A 23,692-nucleotide genomic window follows, 5' to 3' on the forward strand; every position below is an offset into this window, starting at 1 on the left:
TTTCACCGCCTATGATTTTTGAAAAGTAATTACTGTAATTATATTTTATACAGTTTCAGAAGTCAAACCACAGTCGTAATCATAAGATAACTATTTTCCCCTTAATTATTGGCTCTATTCCGATGTATTGCTCGCAGTAATCCTATTTTTGAACAACCGAACACGATAAATCGATGCTGCAACAATGATACCTAGAATGATGCCTGATAAAAGTGAAACAACACCCATACCAATATAATTTGTGCTCGTAGTCAATGAAAACTTTAATCCGACAACGATAACTGCTACTACAGCTACAGTAATCCAAAACAGAATTTTATCGCGCACGGATACACTGCAAGTATCTCCAGCTGGCTTTGTTCTTTTGAACAAAAGAAGTACGAAGATCGCTTGAATAGACAAGCCTAACAAAGACAAGCCATGCTGGAAAAACTTGAATAGCGGATAACCTATAACCTCCAATTGCAGGAAGGTGCTCCTCATGACAAAATACCCTGTTAAATGTGTAAATCCATCGATAATGACATGTGAATAAAACCCGATTACAACGGAGATTATGAACACAATCCAATTACTAATCTTGTTCATTCGCCATGGGTAAGCACGAATTAACTGTTGTGCTCTCCGATCAATGCCAAGCCATGCAGGCATATGAGCAGCGATCGCTGACTTAACTAAATAATGAAATAGAAAGGCAAATACAATACTTAACGGTATCGCTTGAAAAATTAAACCCATCGTCGAATGACCGATCGTTTGATAAGGTTCGAGTGCAATAAAATATTCGAAGTCTGGTGACATACTTCCAAGGACAATACCTGTCAAACTAATTGCTGTTGGCTTTACAACCTTAAGCGGTGCTGCATACAAGGGATGGGCAAAGGTGAATGGCACTTTTAGCGCTCCTAACTTTCATATTTTAACGGTTCACTTCCGATACTTCTCACTACATTCTTCACCTTACTATGGACGTGTACCTTTGCGATTTGGTTACAACATAAATAATTTACGTATTAATCTCCGATCCTTTTTGCAAATAACTGATATCAACACAAATACTGTATTATAATGAAGCTTACTGTAGTTTACTAACCTTCGCTTAAGAAGGGATATTTTTTAGAGCAAGGAGTACTGGTGCCATGGGATATCAACTAACGGAGCGGATAATTAAGCTGCTTTGCGGACCGGATAACTACGAACGTGGTCAAGCCTATTGGCGTGACGGAAAAGTAACTTGCAGCCGTACCCACAAGGATCGAGAACAATATACCGCTACTATTACTAGCAACAAAAGCTATTTCGTCAGCATTGAAATAGATAATAATAACGACATAGATGCGGAGTGTTCATGTTTAGCCTTTTACGCTGACAATTATTATTGCAAGCACGTAGCCGCTAGCTTATTGTGTCTGCACCATGAGCAGCACGGAGACAATAGACGGCCAATCAAATCATATAGCTTGGATCTCGGTAGCAATAATTATGAAAGAAATTCTGATCAACAAATTGTAGATAATTTGCTAAACCTATTTTATGAAAAACCTAAGAGGCCGATCAGCACCGGTGTTCTGCAAGATAATCGAGAATTGTTGAACGTAGAGTTCGCTTGTCAACTTGTTCCTTATGGTTATCGTAAGCATAGAATTGGAATCGAATTGAAATTAGGTACCCAGCGTTTATATATCGTGCAAAAGATAGTCGATGTTCTTGAGCATATCCAGCTCGGGAAACCCTATTTTTTCTCCAAGCTATTTACGTATAACCCTGAGTCGCAGCGTATAAGTGCCGAGGATGATGCTATCATCAAACGGTTAATTAAAATTTGTACACAAGAGCAATCATTCAAAGAAACGATGCTGCACAGTGCTACTGATTCCGTTCGCTCTGCTGCTAATGAAAGATTACTTATAATCCCGCCCTATGCATGGGAAGAGCTGTTACCCCACCTTCAGAAAACATCCAATGTCGTTATTGTACTGAATGAGATTCGCAGTAGGCGTAACGTAGCAACACGTTTCGAAGGTCTAGTTGTAACGGGAGAAAAGCTCCCGCTTCGTTTCTCATTTGATCGTGATGAGTCAGGCATAGGATATACCCTTACTGCACACGGAATCCATGAACTTACTGTTATTGATGCGTATGGCATGGCATTCAGAGAAGGGAAGCTTTATCACGTAACTGATCGTATGCTTAAGCAATTCGCTAATTTAAAGCAATTATTTGCTGGTGAGCTTGACAATACTGAACGAACTTCTCTTCATATACCACCTAATCAAATGGAAGCCTTTATGGAGCGAGTTGTTCCTGGTCTAATGAAGCTTGGAATCGTAGAATTATCTGAAGCTATTTCGGGTCAAGTACATTACCAGCCACTTAAAGCAAGAATGTATTTAGATCGCTTACGTGATCGATTGCTCGCAGGATTAGAATTTCAGTATGGCGATATCATTATCAATCCATTAGAAGCGGTGGACAAGCATAGAGGAACAGATCGTATCCTGATGAGAGATGGTGAACGAGAACGACAAATATTAGCTATGCTGGACGATGATCGTTACGGTAAAACCGAAGGCGGCTATATCATTGAGAGCGATGATGCAGAATACGAATTTCTACATCACCTAGTGCCTCAGCTTGAGAAACTATTAGACATCTATGCTACTTCAGCCGTCAAGCTTCGACTCGCTACAGAACATGTTCCTCCCAAACTGTCCATTACATGGGATGATCGAACAGATTGGCTGGAGTTTAAATTTGAACTAGATGGTATTCCAGACAAAGAAATTAAGAAACTTGTACAAGCGATCGATGAGAAACGACAATACTACAAGCTTCCGAATGGGGCATTAATGCCGCTTGATAGTGCAGCCTTTCAAGCAGTCATTCGCGTTATGAATGGCGTTGGTCTTCACAATCTCGCACTGCATGATGACTCTATTCGATTGCCTGCCTTTAGAGCGCTGGCACTTGTAGACGTGCCGATACAGCAAGGTACAATTAAACTCGGCAAGTCTTTAAGAGAACTGCTCGATAATATGAAAAATCCAGAAAATCTTGATTTTCCACTTCCCGTAGGGATGCCATCCATATTACGAGATTATCAAAAGTTCGGCTATCAATGGATGAAGACACTTGCTTATTATCGATTTGGCGGAATTCTCGCAGATGATATGGGGCTCGGCAAAACAATTCAAAGTATCGCATTTCTATTATCTGTTCTTCCATCTATTAGAGAACAAGGTTTGCCTGCTTTAATTGTTGCTCCTTCATCGCTTATGTACAATTGGCGTAATGAACTTAAAAAATTCGCACCACAAATAAAAGTTGTCATCGCAGATGGAAATAAGGAAATAAGGAAAGATGTACTAGACGGTGACAATAAGGAACTTCCTGATGTCATTATTACTTCCTATCCTCTGCTCAGGAAGGATGTAGCGACGTACACATCACAGATCTTTCATACTCTTATATTGGATGAAGCACAAGCATTCAAAAACTATACAACACAAACGGCGCAAATCGTCAGATCACTTAAGGCAGAGTTCCGCTTTGCACTAACAGGTACTCCAATTGAAAATCGGCTTGAAGAGCTTTGGTCTATTTTTAACGCCGTTTTCCCACAACTATTTCTGGATCGGAAAGCGTTCGGTGAGCTGACCAAGGAAACGATTGCGAAGCGCAGCCGTCCTTTCTTACTTCGACGCTTGAAGTCGGATGTATTAAAGGAGTTGCCAGAAAAGATTGAAACACTGCAAGCATCAGAGCTTCTGGATGATCAGAAGAAACTATATGCTGCTTATTTGGCCAAGCTACAGGAGGATTCACTAAAACATTTAGACAGTGGTGACTTCGGCAAAGAACGTATCAAAATATTAGCTGGAATAACGAGGCTTCGCCAGCTTTGCTGTCACCCGTCCCTATTTGTCGAGGATTATAAAGGAAGCTCAGCAAAGTTCGAGCAGCTGTTTGAGATTATTGAGGAATGTCGCAGTACGGGTAAACGGATGCTTATCTTTTCTCAGTTCACCGAGATGCTTGGGTTAATTGGGCGTGAGCTTGGCTATCAAAGTATTCCTTTCTTCTATCTAGATGGGAGTACACCAGCTTCTGAACGTGTTGAGCTATGTAATCGATTCAATGACGGTGAACGAGAACTATTCCTGCTTTCGCTTAAAGCTGGTGGTACTGGTCTAAATCTCACAGGAGCAGATACTGTTATTTTGTACGATTTGTGGTGGAACCCGGCCGTTGAGCAGCAAGCGGCGGATCGTGCCCACCGCATTGGACAACGCAACGTTGTTCAGGTCATTCGTCTAGTTGCGCAGGGGACAGTAGAGGATAAGATGTATGCACTCCAACAACGCAAAATGAATCTTATCGATGAAATTATTAAGCCCGGCAACGAGGCATTGTCGTCCCTGTCGGAGCAAGATATTCGTGAAATTTTATCGTTAAATGGGACATAGAGAACTATCATTGAAACGCGCACAAAAAAGTCATTGTTTTGTTGCATTGAGCAACAGAACAGCGACTTTTTTGTTGTTTATAAACCGCTACTAAGTGATTTTCCCCTTGCCTATATCCGTTTCACCGTAATAGCCTCGCGTATTTTCATCATAGCATCCTTACCTTCTTTGCCCCGCTTCAGCAAAATATTAACGTATAACACATCAACTAAAGTAAGCTGTGCGATTCGTGAAGACAGCGCTTCTGATCGATAATCTGTTTCCTCACTCACAGTATAAAGTGGAATTTGAACAGAAGAACTAAGTGGTGACTTAGCAAGATTAGTGATAGCAATCGTTTTGGCACCTGTTGATTTTACGATGTCCAAAATATGAAGGATGTCTTTGGATGAGCCTGAATGAGAAATGAGCACCACACAATCTCGCTCCGTCAACTGCGACGCAGCCATTAGCTGAAAGTGAGTATCGATCACTGCTTGTACCTTTAATCCTGTTCGCATCAGTTTATGGTATGCGTCCATGGCGATAACACTTGATCCGCCGCTGCCAAAAAAATGAATAGATTCTGCCCCAAGCATCATGTCAACCGCCTGCTGCAGATGCTCCTCGTTAAACACGGCTAACGTATCCTCTATCGTCTTGATATTGGCTCTACACACTTTGGAAGCAATCGTATCAACTGAGTCTCCCGCATTTACTCGCTCATGGATATCTTGCATAGGTGAAATCACTTCTGAAGCAAGAGCGATCTTCATCGCTTGATAGCCCTTATAGCCAATTCTAGTACAGAAGCGGAATACTGATGAATCAGCTACGTTTAAATCTTCTGCCAGTTGGTTAATAGAAGAGTGAATAATTTTATTAGGATTCAGCAAAATATAATCAGCAATTTTCCGCTCTGTGGCACTGAAATTAGGGTACAACTTCCGTATCGTAACCAAGCAAGCTTGATGACTCATTTCCATCGATTCCTCTCCTAGACGACTTTGATATATTATACTCCAAATCGGCTTGGAAAAAATATTTTTCTAACAACTATTGCGGAAAGAAATTTTTTTCATATAATTAAGCTATAACGAAAATTTATTCCTTACTATGATAGGAGACCAACATGCAAATAGGAATGATCGGCTTAGGAAAAATGGGATATCAACTTACACTTAATTTGCTTGATAACGGATTTGAAGTTGTCGCTAATGATGTAGATCCAGCGTCCGTGAAAAAAATTTCCACTGAAGGCGCAGAGCCAGCAGAATCAATTGAGGTACTGATCAGTAAACTTGCAAAGCCGAGAACGGTTTGGATGATGGTGCCAGCAGGTGAAATAACAGAATCCGTGTTTCAACAGGTACTTGGCCTATTGGAAGAGGGAGATCGCGTAATCGATGGCGGGAATGCACATTATCGCGATTCAGTTAGACGCAATGAATTGTGCAAGGAACGCGGTATTTTCTTCTTTGATTGCGGAACTAGCGGTGGTGTAGACGGTGCTAGAAATGGCGCTTGCGCCATGATCGGCGGAGATAAGGAAGAGTTCACTAAAATAGAATCGATCTTCAAATCTCTTACTGTAGAGAACGGTTACCTGTATGCTGGTGAACCTGGAAGTGGACATTTCCTGAAAATGATTCATAACGGAATTGAATACGGCATGATGCAATCCATTGCAGAAGGCTTTGAACTTCTAGAGAAAAGTCCTTTCAATTACGATTACGAGCAAGTAGCTCGCGTGTGGAACAATGGCTCAGTTATCCGTTCATGGCTGATGGAGCTTACGCAAAATGCATTTTCAAAGGACAGCAAACTGGATGGAATTAAGGGTGTTATGCACTCTTCTGGCGAAGGCAAATGGACAGTTGAAACAGCTCTTGACCTAAATGCTGCTGCACCTGTAATCGCACTATCTCTAATGATGCGTTACCGTTCCCTTGAAGATGATACCTTTACTGGTAAAGTTGTAGCTGCATTGCGCAATGAATTCGGCGGTCATGCTGTAGAGAAGAAGTAATTTATAAGTTCAGTGAAATTAAATCGTACTATTTTCTGGAAAGGGACGACCTTATGGTTCTCCCTTTTCTCCAATGTATGGGAGGTAAAACGATGAGTCAATTAATGATTGGTGTCGATATCGGTACAACAAGTACAAAAGCTGTACTATTCAATCGTGATGGGAAGGCATTAAGTCGCCATGGAGTTGAATATCCGCTGCTTACACCTACTCCTGCTACTGCTGAGCAGGACCCTGAACTCATATTCCAATCCGTACTTACAGCTATAAAACATTGTCTAGTGGAAGGTAACGCTACTGGGGAGGATGTTTCATTCGTATCCTTCAGCGCTGCGATGCATAGCGTGATTGTCGTAGACGGCAAAGGAAACCCACTTACCCGCTCAATTACGTGGGCAGATAATCGTAGTGCTGCTTATGCGAAAAAGATAAAAGACGAGCATGATGGGCATAACATCTATCTTCGTACAGGTACCCCCATTCATCCGATGTCACCACTTGTCAAACTTGTTTGGCTAAAAAATGAACGCCCTGAGCTATTTAAGCCTGAACATAAATTTATTTCGATTAAAGAATACGTATTCCATCGATTGTTTGGTGAATATGTAGTCGATTACTCAATCGCTTCCGCTACTGGCTTGTTCAATATTTTCCAATTGGACTGGGACGAGGAAGCATTGCAGCTAGCAGGAGTTAGTCCTGAGCAACTATCGAAGCCTGTTAGTACGACACATGGCATTAAGGGTCTACGGAGCCAATATGCAGAGGCAACTGGACTAAAAGAGGACACGCTCTTTATCGTTGGTGCTAACGATGGCGTACTTTCCAATCTTGGTGTCAATGCAATTGAACCTGGCGTCGTTGCGGTAACAATAGGAACAAGCGGTGCAATACGAACGGTGACAGATCGGCCAGTAACCGATCCTAAGGGTAGAATATTTTGTTACGCGTTAACTGATAAGCATTGGGTCATCGGCGGTCCGGTCAATAATGGCGGAATGATCTTCCGCTGGGTTCGCGATGAGCTTGCAAGTGCAGAGGTTGAAGCAGCAAAAAGATTAGGTATTGACCCGTATGAGTTACTGACTGACATTGCAGCTACTATTTCTCCAGGCTCAGAAGGACTCATTTTTCATCCGTTCTTAGCTGGAGAGCGCGCTCCACTCTGGAATGCTAACGCTCGCGGCTCTTTCTTCGGACTTGGCATGCATCATAAGAAGGAACATATGATTCGTGCAGTACTTGAGGGCATTGTTATGAACCTTTACACTGTTCTACTTGCTCTTGAAGAATTGATCGGAAAACCTACCAGCGTTCAAGCTACCGGCGGATTCGCTCGTTCAGAGCTATGGCGTCAGATGCTTGCTGATGTGTTCGATCAGGAGGTAACAGTGCCGGAAAGCTTTGAAAGCTCCTGTCTAGGTGCTGTCGTTCTTGGTATGTATGGGCTGGGTGAAATTAGCTCGCTCAATGAGGTTAAACGAATGGTTGGCGGTATACATACTCATAAACCTAACCAAAGTGCAACAGATGCTTACAATGAGCTAATGCGAATTTTCATTCGCCTACCAAGATTGCTAGGCGAAGAATATGATGCGATTACAGCTTTTCAAAATAAACATATGTAAGAAATATTTCTAACACATTCAGGGCTGTCCCATCCGTAGAAGAATCTACGATGAGGCAGCCCTTCTTGCGTGGTATAATAACTGCTGAGATTCAAATTGATTAAATGCTGCTAGGAGTGAAGGCAATGAAGCTCGAACGATTGATATCCATGATATATATGTTGCTGAATAATGATATTGTGTCTGCCTCTGAGCTTGCCGAGAAGTATGGCGTATCACAACGGACGATCTATCGAGATATCGAGACTATCTGTGCTGCGGGTATCCCCATTGTCTCCTATCAGGGAGTTAATGGCGGGTACGGAATTATGGAACAATATAAGATGGAGAAGAGCTTGCTTGGCTCGTATGACGTTGGATCGTTGGTTAGTGTACTGCAATCGATATCCACAGTGTTTCAGGATGACAAAGCATCAGAAACGATACGAAGATTACAAACGATTCAAGGCAGCGAGCAAAATACAACCTTTTCTATGGATATAGGAAGCCGTCCTGTTTACAGAAAATCTTTGCAACTGCTAAGAGACGCTATTTCGTCGCAAACTATCGTCCAATTCTGCTATATAAATGCCAAAAATGAACGAGTGGAGCGCTCAGTCGAACCACTCAAGCTGCTCTATAAATTCGACTCCTGGTACTTATTCGCTTTTTGTAAAACGCGATCAGATTATCGAGAATTCAAATTATCTCGCATAACAGATTTGAATCAAACAGGGCTACATTTCCATAACAACCATACGATGAATGACAATGAACCTCAAGATTATGTACATCCAGACCGTGTGCTGAACAACGTTGTTATTCATATTTCTGCCACATCACTTGCACGAGCACTGGATCAATTACATATTGCGGACAAACAATTCCATGAAGACGGCTCACTTACGATGCGACTTCAAGTCGATGACCGTGCTATGTATCATTGGCTTGTAAACATCATCCTAAGTTTTGGAGAAGATGCCGAAGTCATAGAACCTGCAAAACTTCGGGTACTGCTTAAAAGTAAATTCGAAAAGATGCTTAATCGTTATAGAGACAATTAGATATAGATTAATCTATAGTTGTCCACAAAAAAAATGCAGCCCTCGATAGGAGAACTGCATTCACTATTTTATTAACTTATAGAGAAATGTAATCTAGTACATAAGTGTTTTCATCTGTCTTATCGAAGTAGAAGTATATATAGATGGAGCTAAATGCATCCCAGTCATCTGGGTAAAATTTATAACTAATATCTACACTGTATTCACTTTTATTCGTGCTATTAATTTCTAATTCATCGGCTTTTATCGCTTGAAGTGCCTTACCGTAGCTCGCTATTGTCTTATTGTCATTAACTTCTTGCGAGCCCTTTACTTCTTTTTCAAATTTATCTTTAGAAAATTCACGACCACTAACATAGTTTTTACCTGTTTTGATCGCTACATTATTGTCAACATACGCTTCAAAGTCGGAAGTATTTCCCGTTTCTAGCGCTTTTCCATACATCTTAATGATTGCGAGAGCATGCTCCTTTAACGTTCCAGCAGCTGCGTCTTCTTCATCTACATTTAGAGGGTACGTAAAGATTCCTCCAGTACTCTTAGGTATCCCCGTGCTGTTGCCAGAACCACTCGTATTCCCTTTATCGTCTTTGTCATCTTTATCGTCTTTATCGTCTTTATCATCCAAATAAGGCACACCATCATCAGAGCCATCAATCGTTATTGTCAAGTTTTTTCCGTTATAATCGACCTCAGCACCTAATGCATTACCTACTGCTCTAAGTGGAACATACGTTGATCCTTTGTATACCAACGCAGATAACTCTTTTCCAGCAGCATCTTTAGGTTTCCACGCTTTTCCATCAAGCAAAAACTTAATGTTGTGGTTAAGTGTTGCTTGAACTTTCTCTACTCCTGTTGATGCTACTACGCCTACAGTTCCGAACACTAAGCTGCAAGCTAGTAATGATGCTACAAATACTGATTTCTTCATATGCATTTCGATGTTACCTCCCAAAATAACCTGTTGTTTATTAAAACGCATTGATGGCGAATTAATCTTTTTGACATCTCTAGAGACTCATGACAGGAAATATTCGACAAAATAATTCAAATTCCTCCTTTTTACTTGGTTAAAAATTCCTAATATTATTTTTTCCCCTAGTTAATTACTGTAAGTGATACAAAAAATGCAGCCCCCGGATGGAGAGCTGCATTCATTCGTTTATTCACTTATTGACTCCATATTTCTTAACTTTATTCTGAGTCGGTACTACGCAGACATACTCATTGTAAACTGAGAATGGGTTGTATAGGTGTGTGAAGCTCTTATCGATGGCATCGAATATCCAATCGCAGTAATAACAGCAGGTGCTGAATGATCCCTTTGCAGCAATCTAATCAAGGCGTCAACATCCCCATGCGAATAAGCAGCCACTAATTGCTGCAAATGCTGAATGTGATCTGCTTGTTGTGCAGGCTCAGCGCCCTCTTCTAGAAGCTCCTTCCTAATCCCTTCCAACGTCTGACGAGCACGATAAAGAGCTGACTTCACAGCGCCCTCAGTTGTTTCCAGCAATTTCGCTGTCTCTTCGATAGAATATCCTAGCACCTCGCGAAGAATAAACACTGAACGTTGCAGTGGTGATTGATAATGTAAAATGCTCTGAAAAATGGACTGCACCTCCAATGTGCAGCTTTCTTGCTCCACGTCCGGCTCATACATTCTGCTTAAACGATCCATTAATATCGTTTTCCTTCGGCAAAGGTCTATCCATCTATTTTTAGCGATTCGCAATAGGAATGCTTCTGGGTTGACGTGATTCCAAACCATTAAATTCCCTACCGCTCTCACCCATGTATCTTGTGACAAATCTTTAGCGTCTTCAATTGAACGAGTCAGCATAAGACAATATCGCAACAATGTCTCCTGTAGAGCTGTTATTTCCACTTCCGATTTGTGCTTAATCCCTATCGTACTTTTCTCACGCATCTGTAATCCTCCTTCACCAGCACTTCGCTTTTTTTTGGCAAGCAGCATCTGTGATAAGTATACGTTTAGAATAATTAAAAAGATACGCGAGTCAATCCATCTTTTTTTCAATGATATCCGTATCCTTATGACGCATGTATTCGTTTTTCAAGTGTTACATCAATTCGAATACATGGAGGTTTTTTCGATGAGCATACCTATCCCTTACGTCGTGGAACAAACGAATCGCGGTGAAAGATCCTATGATATTTATTCCAGATTGCTCAAGGACAGAATTATATTTATTGGATCTGAAATTGAAGATCAAATGGCTAACAGCGTTATTGCCCAATTGCTATTTCTTACAGCTGATGATCCTGACAAGGACATCCATATGTATATTAATAGCCCCGGCGGCTCCATAACGGCCGGCTTCGCTATCTTTGACACGATGCAATATATCAAACCTCATGTTCAAACGATATGTACTGGATTTGCAGCATCCTTTGGTGCGATGTTGCTCCTAGCTGGTGAAAAGGGTAAACGGTTTGCACTTCCTAATAGTGAAATTATGATTCACCAACCACATGGCGGTGCACGCGGGCAAGCTAGTGACATTGCTATTAACGCCAAGCGGATATTGAATTCACGAGCGAAGCTGAATCAAATTACAGCTGAACGAACAGGGCAGACGATAGAACGTATCGAGAGGGATATGGATCGGGACTATTTTATGAGTGCTGAAGAAGCTCTAGAGTATGGGATTATCGATAAAGTCATAACTTCACTATAATAGATTAGGTTAATAACGGGGAGACAATCACCTTTGGTCAAAAGTACAAGCGAATGCTATTCCTTTCTCATAGCATATAGTACTTTACAAGAAGAAGGTGAATGTAATGGCTAAGAACAAATTGCTGTTCAGAACGCCACGTGAGGGCTTTAGACTACGCCCCGGCACTACTAGAATAGTGACAGAAAATCATCATCATGATCATCACCACCATCATCACAAAGATGAAGATCAGAATAACGACAACAACAACAACAACAACAACAACAACAATCAACGCAATCGTGGCATTGATGTAAGAAAGTACAGAACGATTCGTGTTAATGCTGACAATCGATTTACTTCTGTTTCCAGTGTTGTCTTCTCACTAGTTATTATTGAGAACGGCCGTAGAGTTGGTATTTTGGAAAGATTCAGGCTTGCACCTGGTGAGACGTTCTCCAGAACGTTTAATGTTCCAGGCGAATTTTTGGAAATTAGAGCACACGCATTAAGAAAAAGAAATTGTAGAAATAACAGAAGACGCGATACGATCGATGTATCCGTATTTGGGCATAAGTGATAACGAGATTAATAGCGCATTAGAAATAAGAGACCGAGCAAGCTTAAGATGCTTGATCGGTCTCTTTTTAATATTCACCAGCTATAAGCAAGCAATTAAACTATACCATTACTTTGCAAATATCATTCGTAAATTCAACTGGATCTTGAATTGGCAAACCTTCAATCAACAACGCTTGATTGTACAATAGCTGCGTGTAGAGGTTGAATTTCTCTTTATCTGAACCATGTGCTTTTTTCAATGAAGCGAATACTTCATGATTCACATTAATTTCAAGCACTTTATCAGCTTTCATATTGCCGCTATCAGGCATTGCTTTCAAGATTTTTTCCATCTCGATGGAAAGATCTCCTTCGGTGGACAAGCATACTGGATGACTTTTCAATCGCTTAGAAGCTTTAACGGTCTTAATCTTACCATCAAGCAAGCCTTGCATCTCGTCAAACAGCGTTTTATTATCGTTTTCTTCTTCCGCCGTCGTCTCGTCTTTTTCATCCGACTCAAAGCCAAGATCGCCGCTTGATACTGATTTAAACTCTTTTTCCTTATAGTTCATAATAATTTTGATTGCGAACTCATCAATATCATCCGTGAAGTATAAGATTTCATAACCCTTGTCCAAAACAACTTCAATCTGTGGCAACTTCTCGATACGCTCGATAGACTCACCAGCTGCGTAATAAATATATTTCTGATCCTCAGGCATACGCGATACGTATTCATCCAAACTAACTAGCTTCTTCTCTTTTGATGAAGAGAATAGTAGCAGATCCTGCAAATCACCTTTGTTCATACCATAATCATTGTACACGCCAAACTTTAATTGACGGCCAAATGCTTTGTAGAACTTATCGTAATTGTCGCGATCATCTTTAAGCATGCTTTGCAGCAAACTTTTAATTTTGCTTTTAATATTTTTTGCGATGAGCTTAAGCTGGCGATCATGCTGCAAGAGCTCTCTTGATATGTTCAAAGAAAGATCCTCGGAATCGACCATACCTTTCACGAAGCTGAAGTAATCCGGCAATAGATCCGCACACTTGTCCATTATAAGTACACCATTCGAGTAAAGCTCTAGTCCCTTGGCATATTCTTTTGTGTAATAGTCATACGGCGTATTTTCTGGAATGTAAAGAATTGCGTTGTATACAACAGCACCATCCGCACTTATGTGAACATGCTTCAATGGCTTATCAAAACCGTAACGTTTCTCTTCATAAAAAGCAGTATAATCATCTTCGGTAAGCTCATTTTTATTTCTGCGCCAGATCGGAACCATACTATTAATTGTTTGCTCTTCCACAAACTCTTCAAGTTCTTCTTCACTGCCTTCAAGAGGACGTTGACTCTTCGTGTCCATCTTAATCGGATAACGAATAAAATCAGAATACTTTTTAATAATCGCACGTAGACGATATTCTTCCAAATACTCGTCATACTGATCGTCTTCGGTATTCTCTTTAATTTTAAGAACGATCTCCGTACCAACGCTCTCTTTTTCACCTACTACAATTGTATAGCCGTCTGCACCTTTGGATGTCCACTTATACGCTTCAGCGCTTCCAAGTGCTCTTGTTGTAACGATTACTTCATCAGCTACCATAAATGCGGAATAGAAGCCAACGCCGAATTGACCGATAATGTTATGTCCATCTTGAGATTCATTTTCTTCTTTAAATGCCAATGATCCGCTCTTAGCAATGACGCCAAGATTGTTCTCAAGCTCTTGTTGCGTCATACCAATACCTGTATCTGTTAACGTTAACGTTCTATTTGCTTTATCTGCTGTTACTTTGATGTAATAGTCTTCCTTATTAAAAACAAGACTGTCATCGGATAACGCCTTATAATATATTTTGTCTATCGCATCGCTGGCATTAGAGATAAGCTCCCTCAGGAAAATCTCTTTCTGAGTATAGATGGAATTAATCATCATCTCCATCAATCGTTTTGACTCTGCTTTAAATTGCTTCTTTGCCACAATAAATGCTCCTTTCAAAATAAAATTCCATTATTATTCGAATGTTTCGTTAGCACTCATTTAATCAGAGTGCTAACACTTCCTTTTATATACCATAATTTCTTTTTAATTGTCAAGAAAAAGGACCACATTAACCAGCAACTTGGTGCTGACAATGCAGTCCTTATATGTTCCGCTACAAGTTCGAGTTACGCATATCTTTGAATAACATTATGAAGAAGTGTAGCTACATGTTCTGGGCCGCGTTCAATATCTGATTGAGATACTGTAACTCTTACGAAGCTTTCGTCCATGTCCATTGCTTCTGCAAACATGCCGAACAAGCTCGATCCTTTACGATCAATTTGGAGCAAGAGCTCAAGCTCAGTAATCCGATTACGAAGAAATACAAGTTCTAATTCGTCTAGTCGACCACGGTAAGGACCTGATTGTGGTACAAATTCGAACTCCTGTACAAACGGAGAAGCATCTCCAAGACGCGGTGCATATACCGTTTCAGCTTCTCTTAGTCGGAAGCCAAGTGACTCAATTGCTCTCAAAACAACATTCATAGGATTCGATGGAATGACTTCGATGCGATCATTGTCCGTCGGGTCCATAGCAGAGCGAATATCTGCTGTTGTTTTGATCCATACCGGAGTTCTTCCGATAGATAGCGGTGTATTTGGGGCAAGTCGGAATGAAAAACCAATTTCCTTCTTCTCATTAGGCATTACAGTTAATGGAGGCGCTACTCGGATTCTTCCAAGCTCAACATTTTGTTGTACTTTACTATCATTAACTTCTTTCACGTAGTAAGTCATGATGGACAAATCAATACCTTCGATCTTTTGCTCCACTTGTCCACCTTCAATACGAACAACACCTCGAATATCCTCGCCGGGATAATACGATGTTTTCTCAAGAAGTGTATCCACCTTTGTAGCCCCAATTCCTACACTGGCCATCATTCGATTAAAAAATGACATTTTGATTCTCTCCTTCGAAAAAATAGTAATTTGCAGATTAGGAATAGTTACATCTCTTATCATACCAAATTTATTGAAGGAAAGACCACTCCCCATTAGAGAAGCTTCGTTTCGATTGCTTCTATCTCTGCGCATATGTCCAAATGCCAAGAAACATCTCCGCAATCGTAAGCGATAAAAGCTAGAGACTTCAAGGAATCAAGCTTCCGAATAAGCTCTAAATTTACCGATAAGCAGTGAGAAAGTTCTTGCTTTTCAAGGGGAGACAGATGTTTAAAATCACCAAGTTGTTTTGCTTTGAGTGCTAACTCCGCAAGTCTGCGATGTACAGGGTGAATTCCAATCATGACGGATAACCTACTTTCGGGCTGGAAAAATGTTCATTCCTTCTAATCATTGCCCCAAATCGCAGCTATCACACCTGACACTCTTATGATGATGAAAGTTATTGTTGAATGACAACCCATTTCAAATTATAATTGGAACAATCTTGCAGATAGGATGAATCCGGGGGTGGAACTACTATGAATGCATTAGAATACAAAAACTTTTATGATGCTGTTGGTAAATCTATCGGATGGGATTTCAGCAACGTGAAATCAGTATCAGACGGGGTACTATGGGACTTTTACAATGAAGTAGTAAAGCACTGCAAGAAATCAGATCTATTACTTGATATCGGTACTGGTGGCGGAGAAGCCGTATTATCTATAGCAGACTCTGCTCTTCTTTTGGTGGGAATTGATCTCTCTACAGGAATGATTGAAACTGCAACAAACAATTTGATTCAGTCTAGCAAACGTAACATACGCTTTATGCAAATGGATGCTGGGAAGCTTGAGTTTCCTCAAAACTTCTTTAATGTAGTCTCTTGCAGACATTCCGGGTTTGATGCAAAAGAAATCGCAAAGGTGTTAGCCAACGACGGCGTGTTCCTCACGCAGCAAGTTGCAGAAAACGATAAAATCAATATTAAACTTGCCTTTGGAAGAGGACAAGCTCTTGGCACACCAGAGAATACGTTAAAAGATCGTTATATTGCTGAATTAGGTGAAGCTGGATTTACTGATATTCAGACACTTCAGTTCAACTCGGCTGATTATTATGAAACTGCGGAAGATTTGATCTTTCTACTCAAGCACACGCCGATTGTTCCTTACTTTGGGCAAAGCGCAAATGATTTCGAAATACTTGAACGCTTTATTGCAGATAATGGAACCGAAAGAGGCATTAGGACAAATTCAGCACGATTTATGATTATCGCGAGGAAATAAATCATAAGTCTAATGCAAGGGATACTCGATCGTCGAGTACCCCTTTATCGAATTATAGCTCGCATTAAAAAATCTTGTATGTCGCTGTAGCTTTTTGAAGAAGCGGTTGGAGTTGCTTGAATGACTGAAACTAAATTACTCTCAGACATAACATTGATCTCCTGGCCACCAGAACCTCTAGCACCATATCCTCCTGGTAGTAACCACCATAGGAAACCATATCCATTCGTTGATTCATCAATTGAAACATTTGTATAGACAGGTGCTGTCGCTTGTTTTACATAATCGGAAGTTACGATCACCTTGCTTTTCCATGTCCCTTCTTGGGCAAATAACATTCCGATTTTGGCTAGATCTCTGGCTGATAAGTTAGATCTTTCTTCACCAACTGCCGCATGATAGGATATCCCACATGAACTTCGCGGCCACTCCTCGCTTGCAATTTGAAGCGGTTCATAAAGATGCTTTTGCACAATATCATACGCTGTTCCTTCATAAGCTCGCCCAATTAATGCAGATAACAAAATAACATCCCACTCTTTATATTGAAAATGTGTGCCAGGCACACTGTTCATGTCAATATCGGAGATATGTGCAATCCAATCCTTTGATCTCATCATTTGTGCTAACATCGGACAATGATAATGAATACCTCCGTTCCAATAAATACCGGATGACATCGTAAGTAGATGGCGAATCGTAATAAGCTTGTGAAAGGGATGTTTGTTTAGCGAGAATTGTGGAAGATACGCCCCAATTGGTTCATCTATACTTTTGATATAACCCTTATTCAGACTAATTCCTACTGCTATGGAAAGTATGCTTTTCCAAACCGATCTTATATGATTTTTGCTTTGCTCATTACACTTATTATAATAGTGCTCGAAAACAATTTTTCCGTCTTTTACAACCAGAATACTGTTTATTAGCCGATACCTCTTTTGCTTAATATAATCATCTACCTGTTCGAAAATGTTATTGTTCATTCCTACTGCTTCAGGGGTAGAGAACTTCCATTCATCACTCATACATTCACCTGCTCTAAGTATTTCCCAATCATTGACTGTTCGGTTTCCGTTAATTGTTGCGGTGTACCTTGTGCAATTACATATCCTCCACCGCTTCCTCCACCCGGTCCCATTTCGATAATGTAATCACAGTGCCCCAGTACAGTAGGATCATGCTCCGTCACAATAACAGTGTTCCCGCTATCAACAAGCTGCTGCATTAAATCTATTAATCGTTCTCTATCTGAAAAAGAAAGACCTGTTGTCGGCTCATCTAAAATATACACATTGCCAAATCCCTTATGCCTGCATAGCTCCTTTGCAAGCTTAATTCGTTGAGCTTCACCGCCAGAAATCGTCGGTGTCTTCTGTCCAAGAGTCATATATCCGAGTCCAACACGTTCCAGCATCATCAGAATGTCAGCAGCTATTTTGTCATAACCATCCGAACCTTCGTTTCCGAAAAACTTCACACCTTCAGCTACACTCATCGCCATTATATCTATAATGTTTTTGCCGCCCAGCGTGACGCTTAAAGCTTCCTCAACATAACCTGTTCCGCTGCACATCTCACATTCAACATCTAGCCAATTGCCATGTCCAACATGAAACTGTGTAAAGCCTTCTCCCTTGCATGTTCTACAGCCGCCTTCGGAATTAACCGAAAACATCCCACTCGTATAACCGTTGTCAATCGCTTCAGGCGTCTTGGCAAATAGAGCGCGGACTCGATCTGCAATTCCTGTATATGTAGCTGGACAGGATGATTTGCTTCTGCCTATTGGTTTCTGATCAACAACGATACATTTTTTTATATGCTCCGTCCCGGTTACCACGGTCCCATCATCTACTTGGGGCATGTCCTCTTCATTTTCATGTATAAGCTTGCCCTTTAACAATGTCTTCAACTTTGGCACAAGTGTAGCATTGATCAAACTCGACTTGCCGCTGCCTGAAACGCCAGCGATTCCTACCATTAACCCTAACGGTATAGAAACAGTAACATTACGTAAATTGTGCAAGTTGGCATTTGCTATTGTAAGCAGCTTGGCATCAGTTAACGGTTTAAAATATTGTTTGGTATTCATTGCTTGCTCGCCTGATAAATAAGAAGCTGTTCTAGATTTGTTGCAAGTCAGGAACTGTTCCAAGGTGCCTTGGAATATTCGCTCACCGCCGTGTATCCCAGCATCAGGACCTATATCGATGATATAGTCAGCAGCATGCATAAATTTCTCATCATGCTCAACGACAATGACCGTATTACCACGCTCAACAAGGTTTTTTATTATTGTAATCAGCATTTCCTTTTCGGACTGGTGAAGACCAATTGTAGGCTCATCAAATATAAAGGTGATAGAATCCATCTCCGCAATAATAATCGAAGCGAGAAACAGACGTTGAACCTCTCCACCGGAAAGCGTAGGCAGTTGACGTGAAAGTGACAGATGATGTAAACCGACATCAACCATACATTGAAGCTTTGTGATAATATCGTCGATCATATTTTTGCCGGGTAATTGATCTTTCTTATTCTGGAAGAAAACTAGCAGCTCATTCAAATACATATGTTCAAACTGGGAAATGGTCCTACCCGCAATTGTCGTGTGAATGGCCTGCTCACCAAGACCTAGACCCTTACACTTTGGACATGTAATTGGAGCTGCATTAATCCCCCACAGAATAATTTCTTTGTCTGCCAAGTTGTTACGGATATTTTTGCTTGTCCAATGCTTCTGCATATCATGAAAAACAACGACCGCCCCAACAAAGCCACTTTTGCGACAACCATACTTAAAAAGAAATAATATCTCCTCTGACAGAGTACCAATTGCGGTGTTAACATCTATTTGATAAAGCTCGCAGAACTTTTTGAAATTGCTCTTGTGATGTCGATGCTTCATTAAGAAACCATCGAAAATATGTTTAATCAACATGTCCTTCTGGATTATGGCATCTTCGTTTATCTCATGATAGCGTCCACTACCTAAACATTTGACACACATGCCTTTGGCAGAGTTTCGTTGGAAAAACTCCATCGAAAGTGGCAGGTTATCATCGTGTTCCGGATCACGCTTTCCATGTGAGGCGAATAAAAGAGCTAACAAATTGCCAACCTTCGATCGTGTGCCTACTGTGCTTCTTGGATTGGATTGACGAATAATCCGCTGCTCCACTGCTACTGTAGGAGACAAACCTGTTATCGAGTCAAATTTCGAAGTAACGTCCGTCATATATTGAGCTCCAGAAAATAAGAGATAACGACGTTTCCCCTCTTCATACAACGTGTCAAACGCCAAGCTAGATTTACCACTTCCCGACACACCTGTAATAACAGTCAACTTATTGCGTGGTATGCTTACGTCGATACCCTTCAAATTATGTATACTTGCACCTTTGATTTCAATACATTCACTTCTCACCTTAACACCCCAATGTCACTGGATTTATAGCAAAGTGTTAACTATTTATTTACAATTCCACCACTTCAACATAACGTACATACGTTCTGTTGTAAATAGCTCACTTTGAGTAATAACACATTCTCAAATAACAAAAAAAAGCTGCAGAGCATAATCGCTCGGCAGCCTCTTGAAAACATATTATCTAATTGTTAACGAATTCCACGTTTCTTCAAGCCATTGATCGAACTCGTCGCCCTTTTGACCTTCGTACGTGTCATACATGTCGATACGCATCTTTTTAAACTTCTCACCGAATTCAGCAACGGTATGGTCTTTCGGCAAGCTCTTTTTAATTCTAAGCATAATTTTGTTCGATCCTTTAAATGAATCGCCTTTTTTCTTTGCTGGCATTTGAACATCTTCGCCTAGAGTTCTAAGAACACGGTAAGCAGCCTCTTGAATTTTGTACACGGAATCATTATTCATTCTGTGCATCAATACATCGATGGCTTTCTCGTTATCAAGATTACCTAATTGTTCAACTGCAGCCAAGCGCTCTCTCCAATTAGATGTACGATTAGCTAATACTTTCAGTTGCTCATAATCCAAAGCTATTTCAGCTTGTTCTTCAATGTTTTCCAAGTGATCCAACCCATTCCATTTGTAATTTTAAACCTGTGATCAACCGATACAATTAGACTTTCCAGATCTAAGTTAAACATCATACGTGATAGCTATAATTTACCCATAAAAGACGGGTTATTTCCCGAATCGTCTCCAGTTGAACTCAACTACTTGAAGATCAGTTTCACATATTAGACTTCATTATATCATGCCGCTTGTCATACTTGATAGGTATTGTGCGTTTTGCTGTCGAATTAGTCTTTTATGATAGTCACACAGGAGGTCATACTATACTTAATTATACAAACACAACAACTGAAATTGCAGACAGTGGAACAGATACTGTCATTTTATCAGTAGGGGCTACTGAACAATTCGGCCCTTTTCTTCCTATGCATTTGAATACTTTAATTGCAGTTATGCCCTGAACATGTCAAAACGAGGTCTATGGGCTCAGACATCCCTTCCGAGAATCGTGCTTTTGCAGATTTTATGGGATGGGATAAACTTACCGAGGATGGATGCTGGGGAAAATTTGAAGAAGGCAGCTATTCTGATCATGAATTAAGTGAAAAAGGGAAACTATTTTGGGAAACGTTTATTAGCAAAAGAAGCGAAGGTTTAAAACAATTGCTTGAAGAAGCTTATCGGAGAAAGATGATGTAATAGAAAATGCTCCAAGAGAAAAAGTAAACGAATTGAGGACTTGATTACAATAAATAAGGCGACCATCCCCCTCGAATGTTGGGGAATAATCACCTTTTCAATAATCTTCTGAGCTAAACAAGCATACCCGCGATTGCTGCACTTAGCAGGTTAGCTAATGTTGCTGCAATAACTGCTCGCAGTCCCATCTCAGCGATATCTTGTCTTCTTGAAGGAGCAAGTCCTCCCATAGCACCGATGATGAGCGCAATACCAGCCAAATTGGCAAATCCACATAGCGCAAAACTAATGATGACTACACTTTTAGGAGACAAGTTCACAATTTCTGGTGCAAAAGATGTATATGCTACAAACTCGTTTAATACAAACTTTTGACCGATAAACGAACCAGCACGTATTGCTTCATCCCATGGAACACCAATCATAAAGGCAATCGGCGCGAATAGGTAGCCAAGCATCTGCTCAAGCGTCAAAGAATCGAAACCAAATATGCCGCCAACCCAGCCAATAATAGTGTTAACTAAGAAAATAAGCGAAATGAATGCCAGTAGCATTGCACCGACACCAGCAGCTATTTTCAAACCTTCCGAAGCTCCTCGAGCAGCGGCATCAATGACATTCCTTGATTCTGTATCTTTTTCGAATTTAACATGATCGACCCTAATTTGCTCCGTCTCCGGAACTATAATTTTAGCTAGCAACAACCCCGCAGGTGCTCCCATGAACGCCGCTGCAAGCAAGTAGTCAATTGGAACGCCAAGCATTGCGTATCCGCCTAGAACAGCACCTGACACACACGCAAGTCCCCCTACCATTACAGCAAACAACTCTGACTTCGTCATGCTCTCGATGTAAGGTTTAATAACAAGCGGAGCTTCTGTTGGACCTAAAAAAATATTAGCAGCAGCCGACATCGATTCCTTCTCGCTTGTCTTAAGCGCCTTAGCTAATAATCCACCAATGATGCGAGTTGCCCATTGCATAATGCCTAAGTAATATAAAACTGATATTAAAGCAGAGAAGAAAATAATGATCGGCAATACTTGCAGTGCAAATGTGAAGCCGACATTATCCGCACCTAAAATTCCGCCGAACAGGAACTGAATTCCCGCATTTGATGAATCAATAACTTTTTGAACGACCAAGGCTACATATTCGAACATTTTTTTACCAAATTCCCATTTCAAAACGATGAACGCAAAAATAAGCTGGATTGCAAAAGCGCCAATTACCGTTCTCGGTTTGATCGCCTTACGATTTTTAGAAAAAGCAAACGCAATTAAAAATATTCCTGATATTCCAAGTACTCCCCAGATGTATTGCATAAACATATCCTTTCTTCATCGCCCAATGAACTGAATGTAAGTGCACCGAGTGAAACTGACCATTTACTATAGTAGAAAACGACATTTTCACTGCTGTAGTTCTGATAACCTTTTTCTTCTCAAGTTACTATTGCCATTAAATGCTGTTATTCATTCATGCATCAGATGGTGTACCTGATTTTTTCCATTAAACAAATAAGAGGCCACACAATTGCATAGCACGGGCCAAGAAAATCGGCGCTTACATGCTTGCATTCTGCAGCCTAGTACTCACTACCTTTTCATGTTAGTGGCACTTGTTTTTCACTTTCTAACTTACTACTAAATCAATAATCATCCCTCTTTCTATATTTCCTACTTGATTGAATGAACCTCCCATCCAAACAACAAGTACTTTTTTAACTTTTATAGTATGAATGAAGCGCTATCAAAATAGTAGACGCAATTTATTCCATTTGAAGCGTTACATCATCTGTACAGATTGCACCTTCTGCGCTTACATTGAACAACATGCTATGTTGATACTATTGAAAAATAAGATAAGGAGGAGCCATGATTGGAAACAAATAGATGTAATTTAGTTAGGTTAAATAAAAATGATTATGAAGATTGAAGAAAATGTATACCAACGAGAAAGTAAGAGAGCTCCTAGGTGGGACGATCCCTGAGGAACATACATTAAATAAGTTTTTGGATACATTAAAACGCTCAAATACAGATTCTTTTTTTTTGGTTATTCGGTTGAAAAGCAATAATGAATTTATTGGAATAGTGTCATTAGATAACCATATTGATGGTATAAACACTGAGATTTCATACGAATTGCTACCAGAATGGGGGACACAAACAGCTAATCTCTCTTCTTGTAAGTTATTAGAGAGAGTAGGCATGAAATTGGAACAGACGGTTCTAAGATATGGTGCTGAACAAGAAATATACATTATTGCAAAATAATGGTTTAACTCCCCTTACACACGTACTTATTCAATTAATAGAGTACATTAGTATACTAATCACAGAATTCCGAAAA

21 protein-coding genes are annotated in these 23,692 nt (G+C 40.4%); 10 read left to right on the top strand and 11 right to left on the bottom strand.

What is annotated here, in order from left to right:
• Positions 1-114: 114 nt before the first annotated feature.
• Complete coding sequence (locus tag MFF31_RS24425) at positions 115-894, bottom strand: DUF4184 family protein (RefSeq protein ID WP_238191792.1); 780 nt, start codon at positions 892-894, stop codon at positions 115-117.
• Between the two features lie 245 nt (positions 895-1,139).
• Here MFF31_RS24425 and MFF31_RS24430 point away from each other — a divergent pair, with 245 nt between their 5' ends.
• The gene (locus tag MFF31_RS24430; RefSeq protein WP_238191793.1) at positions 1,140-4,466 is read left to right on the top strand and encodes a DEAD/DEAH box helicase; all 3,327 of its coding nucleotides are present in this window, start codon (positions 1,140-1,142) and stop codon (positions 4,464-4,466) included.
• 110 nt (positions 4,467-4,576) lie between these two features.
• On the opposite strand, the gene MFF31_RS24435 is transcribed toward MFF31_RS24430, so the two are convergent.
• Complete coding sequence (locus tag MFF31_RS24435; protein ID WP_375541353.1) at positions 4,577-5,431, bottom strand: MurR/RpiR family transcriptional regulator; 855 nt, start codon at positions 5,429-5,431, stop codon at positions 4,577-4,579.
• 146 nt (positions 5,432-5,577) lie between these two features.
• Here MFF31_RS24435 and gnd point away from each other — a divergent pair, with 146 nt between their 5' ends.
• From gnd to MFF31_RS24450, 3 genes are all read left to right on the top strand, one after another.
• The gene (gnd, locus tag MFF31_RS24440) at positions 5,578-6,474 is read left to right on the top strand and encodes a phosphogluconate dehydrogenase (NAD(+)-dependent, decarboxylating) (protein WP_238191796.1); all 897 of its coding nucleotides are present in this window, start codon (positions 5,578-5,580) and stop codon (positions 6,472-6,474) included.
• A 92-nt stretch (positions 6,475-6,566) separates the two neighbouring features.
• Positions 6,567-8,102, top strand: coding sequence for a gluconokinase (gene gntK, locus MFF31_RS24445; protein ID WP_238191798.1), 1,536 nt, complete (start codon positions 6,567-6,569; stop codon positions 8,100-8,102).
• Between the two features lie 125 nt (positions 8,103-8,227).
• Positions 8,228-9,145: a helix-turn-helix transcriptional regulator gene (locus MFF31_RS24450; protein WP_238191800.1), complete on the top strand. Its 918-nt coding sequence runs from the start codon at positions 8,228-8,230 to the stop codon at positions 9,143-9,145.
• Positions 9,146-9,221: 76 nt separating this feature from the next.
• Here the strand turns inward: MFF31_RS24450 and MFF31_RS24455 are convergent, their stop codons facing one another.
• Positions 9,222-10,079 carry a stalk domain-containing protein gene (locus MFF31_RS24455; RefSeq protein WP_248565565.1) on the bottom strand — a complete coding sequence of 286 codons (858 nt, stop codon included), beginning with the start codon at positions 10,077-10,079 and terminating at the stop codon, positions 9,222-9,224.
• Positions 10,080-10,358: 279 nt separating this feature from the next.
• Positions 10,359-11,189, bottom strand: coding sequence for an RNA polymerase sigma factor (locus MFF31_RS24460; RefSeq protein WP_238191804.1), 831 nt, complete (start codon positions 11,187-11,189; stop codon positions 10,359-10,361).
• Between the two features lie 76 nt (positions 11,190-11,265).
• Here MFF31_RS24460 and clpP point away from each other — a divergent pair, with 76 nt between their 5' ends.
• Positions 11,266-11,850: an ATP-dependent Clp endopeptidase proteolytic subunit ClpP gene (clpP, locus tag MFF31_RS24465; protein WP_282570591.1), complete on the top strand. Its 585-nt coding sequence runs from the start codon at positions 11,266-11,268 to the stop codon at positions 11,848-11,850.
• Between the two features lie 106 nt (positions 11,851-11,956).
• The gene (locus MFF31_RS24470) at positions 11,957-12,412 is read left to right on the top strand and encodes a hypothetical protein (protein WP_238191806.1); all 456 of its coding nucleotides are present in this window, start codon (positions 11,957-11,959) and stop codon (positions 12,410-12,412) included.
• A gap of 100 nt (positions 12,413-12,512) precedes the next feature.
• Here MFF31_RS24470 and htpG read toward each other — a convergent pair whose 3' ends face one another.
• The 3 genes from htpG to MFF31_RS24485 form a co-directional block, all read right to left on the bottom strand.
• Positions 12,513-14,393, bottom strand: a complete 1,881-nt coding sequence (gene htpG, locus MFF31_RS24475) for a molecular chaperone HtpG (protein WP_238191808.1) — start codon at positions 14,391-14,393, stop codon at positions 12,513-12,515.
• A 188-nt stretch (positions 14,394-14,581) separates the two neighbouring features.
• Positions 14,582-15,496 (bottom strand): sporulation protein, encoded by a 915-nt coding sequence (locus MFF31_RS24480; RefSeq protein ID WP_309296697.1) that lies wholly within the window; start codon positions 15,494-15,496, stop codon positions 14,582-14,584.
• Positions 15,457-15,708 (bottom strand): DUF7667 family protein, encoded by a 252-nt coding sequence (locus tag MFF31_RS24485; protein ID WP_238191813.1) that lies wholly within the window; start codon positions 15,706-15,708, stop codon positions 15,457-15,459. Before MFF31_RS24485 ends, MFF31_RS24480 begins: the two co-directional genes overlap by 40 nt.
• Before the next feature lie 177 nt (positions 15,709-15,885).
• On the opposite strand from MFF31_RS24485, the gene MFF31_RS24490 reads away from it, so the two are divergent.
• Positions 15,886-16,635, top strand: a complete 750-nt coding sequence (locus MFF31_RS24490; RefSeq protein ID WP_238191814.1) for a class I SAM-dependent methyltransferase — start codon at positions 15,886-15,888, stop codon at positions 16,633-16,635.
• Positions 16,636-16,679: 44 nt separating this feature from the next.
• Here the strand turns inward: MFF31_RS24490 and MFF31_RS24495 are convergent, their stop codons facing one another.
• From MFF31_RS24495 to MFF31_RS24505, 3 genes are all read right to left on the bottom strand, one after another.
• A complete protein-coding gene (locus MFF31_RS24495; RefSeq protein WP_238191815.1) occupies positions 16,680-17,663 on the bottom strand; it encodes a serine hydrolase domain-containing protein in 984 nt (327 codons plus the stop codon).
• On the bottom strand, positions 17,660-20,065 hold the full coding sequence (locus tag MFF31_RS24500; RefSeq protein ID WP_238191816.1) for an excinuclease ABC subunit UvrA: 2,406 nt from the start codon (positions 20,063-20,065) through the stop codon (positions 17,660-17,662). Before MFF31_RS24500 ends, MFF31_RS24495 begins: the two co-directional genes overlap by 4 nt.
• A 180-nt stretch (positions 20,066-20,245) precedes the next feature.
• On the bottom strand, positions 20,246-20,689 hold the full coding sequence (locus MFF31_RS24505) for a HEAT repeat domain-containing protein (protein WP_238191817.1): 444 nt from the start codon (positions 20,687-20,689) through the stop codon (positions 20,246-20,248).
• Between the two features lie 197 nt (positions 20,690-20,886).
• Here MFF31_RS24505 and MFF31_RS24510 point away from each other — a divergent pair, with 197 nt between their 5' ends.
• Positions 20,887-21,099, top strand: coding sequence for a hypothetical protein (locus MFF31_RS24510; RefSeq protein ID WP_248565566.1), 213 nt, complete (start codon positions 20,887-20,889; stop codon positions 21,097-21,099).
• A 19-nt stretch (positions 21,100-21,118) separates the two neighbouring features.
• On the top strand, positions 21,119-21,337 hold the full coding sequence (locus MFF31_RS24515; protein ID WP_238191819.1) for a hypothetical protein: 219 nt from the start codon (positions 21,119-21,121) through the stop codon (positions 21,335-21,337).
• Between the two features lie 113 nt (positions 21,338-21,450).
• Here MFF31_RS24515 and MFF31_RS24520 read toward each other — a convergent pair whose 3' ends face one another.
• Positions 21,451-22,662, bottom strand: coding sequence for a NupC/NupG family nucleoside CNT transporter (locus tag MFF31_RS24520; RefSeq protein WP_238191821.1), 1,212 nt, complete (start codon positions 22,660-22,662; stop codon positions 21,451-21,453).
• Between the two features lie 618 nt (positions 22,663-23,280).
• On the opposite strand from MFF31_RS24520, the gene MFF31_RS24525 reads away from it, so the two are divergent.
• The gene (locus MFF31_RS24525) at positions 23,281-23,616 is read left to right on the top strand and encodes a GNAT family N-acetyltransferase (protein ID WP_238191823.1); all 336 of its coding nucleotides are present in this window, start codon (positions 23,281-23,283) and stop codon (positions 23,614-23,616) included.
• Positions 23,617-23,692: the final 76 nt, after the last annotated feature.

The sequence above is a fragment of the Paenibacillus sp. L3-i20 genome, from assembly GCF_022180385.2.
In the GTDB taxonomy this organism is placed as follows: domain Bacteria; phylum Bacillota; class Bacilli; order Paenibacillales; family Paenibacillaceae; genus Pristimantibacillus.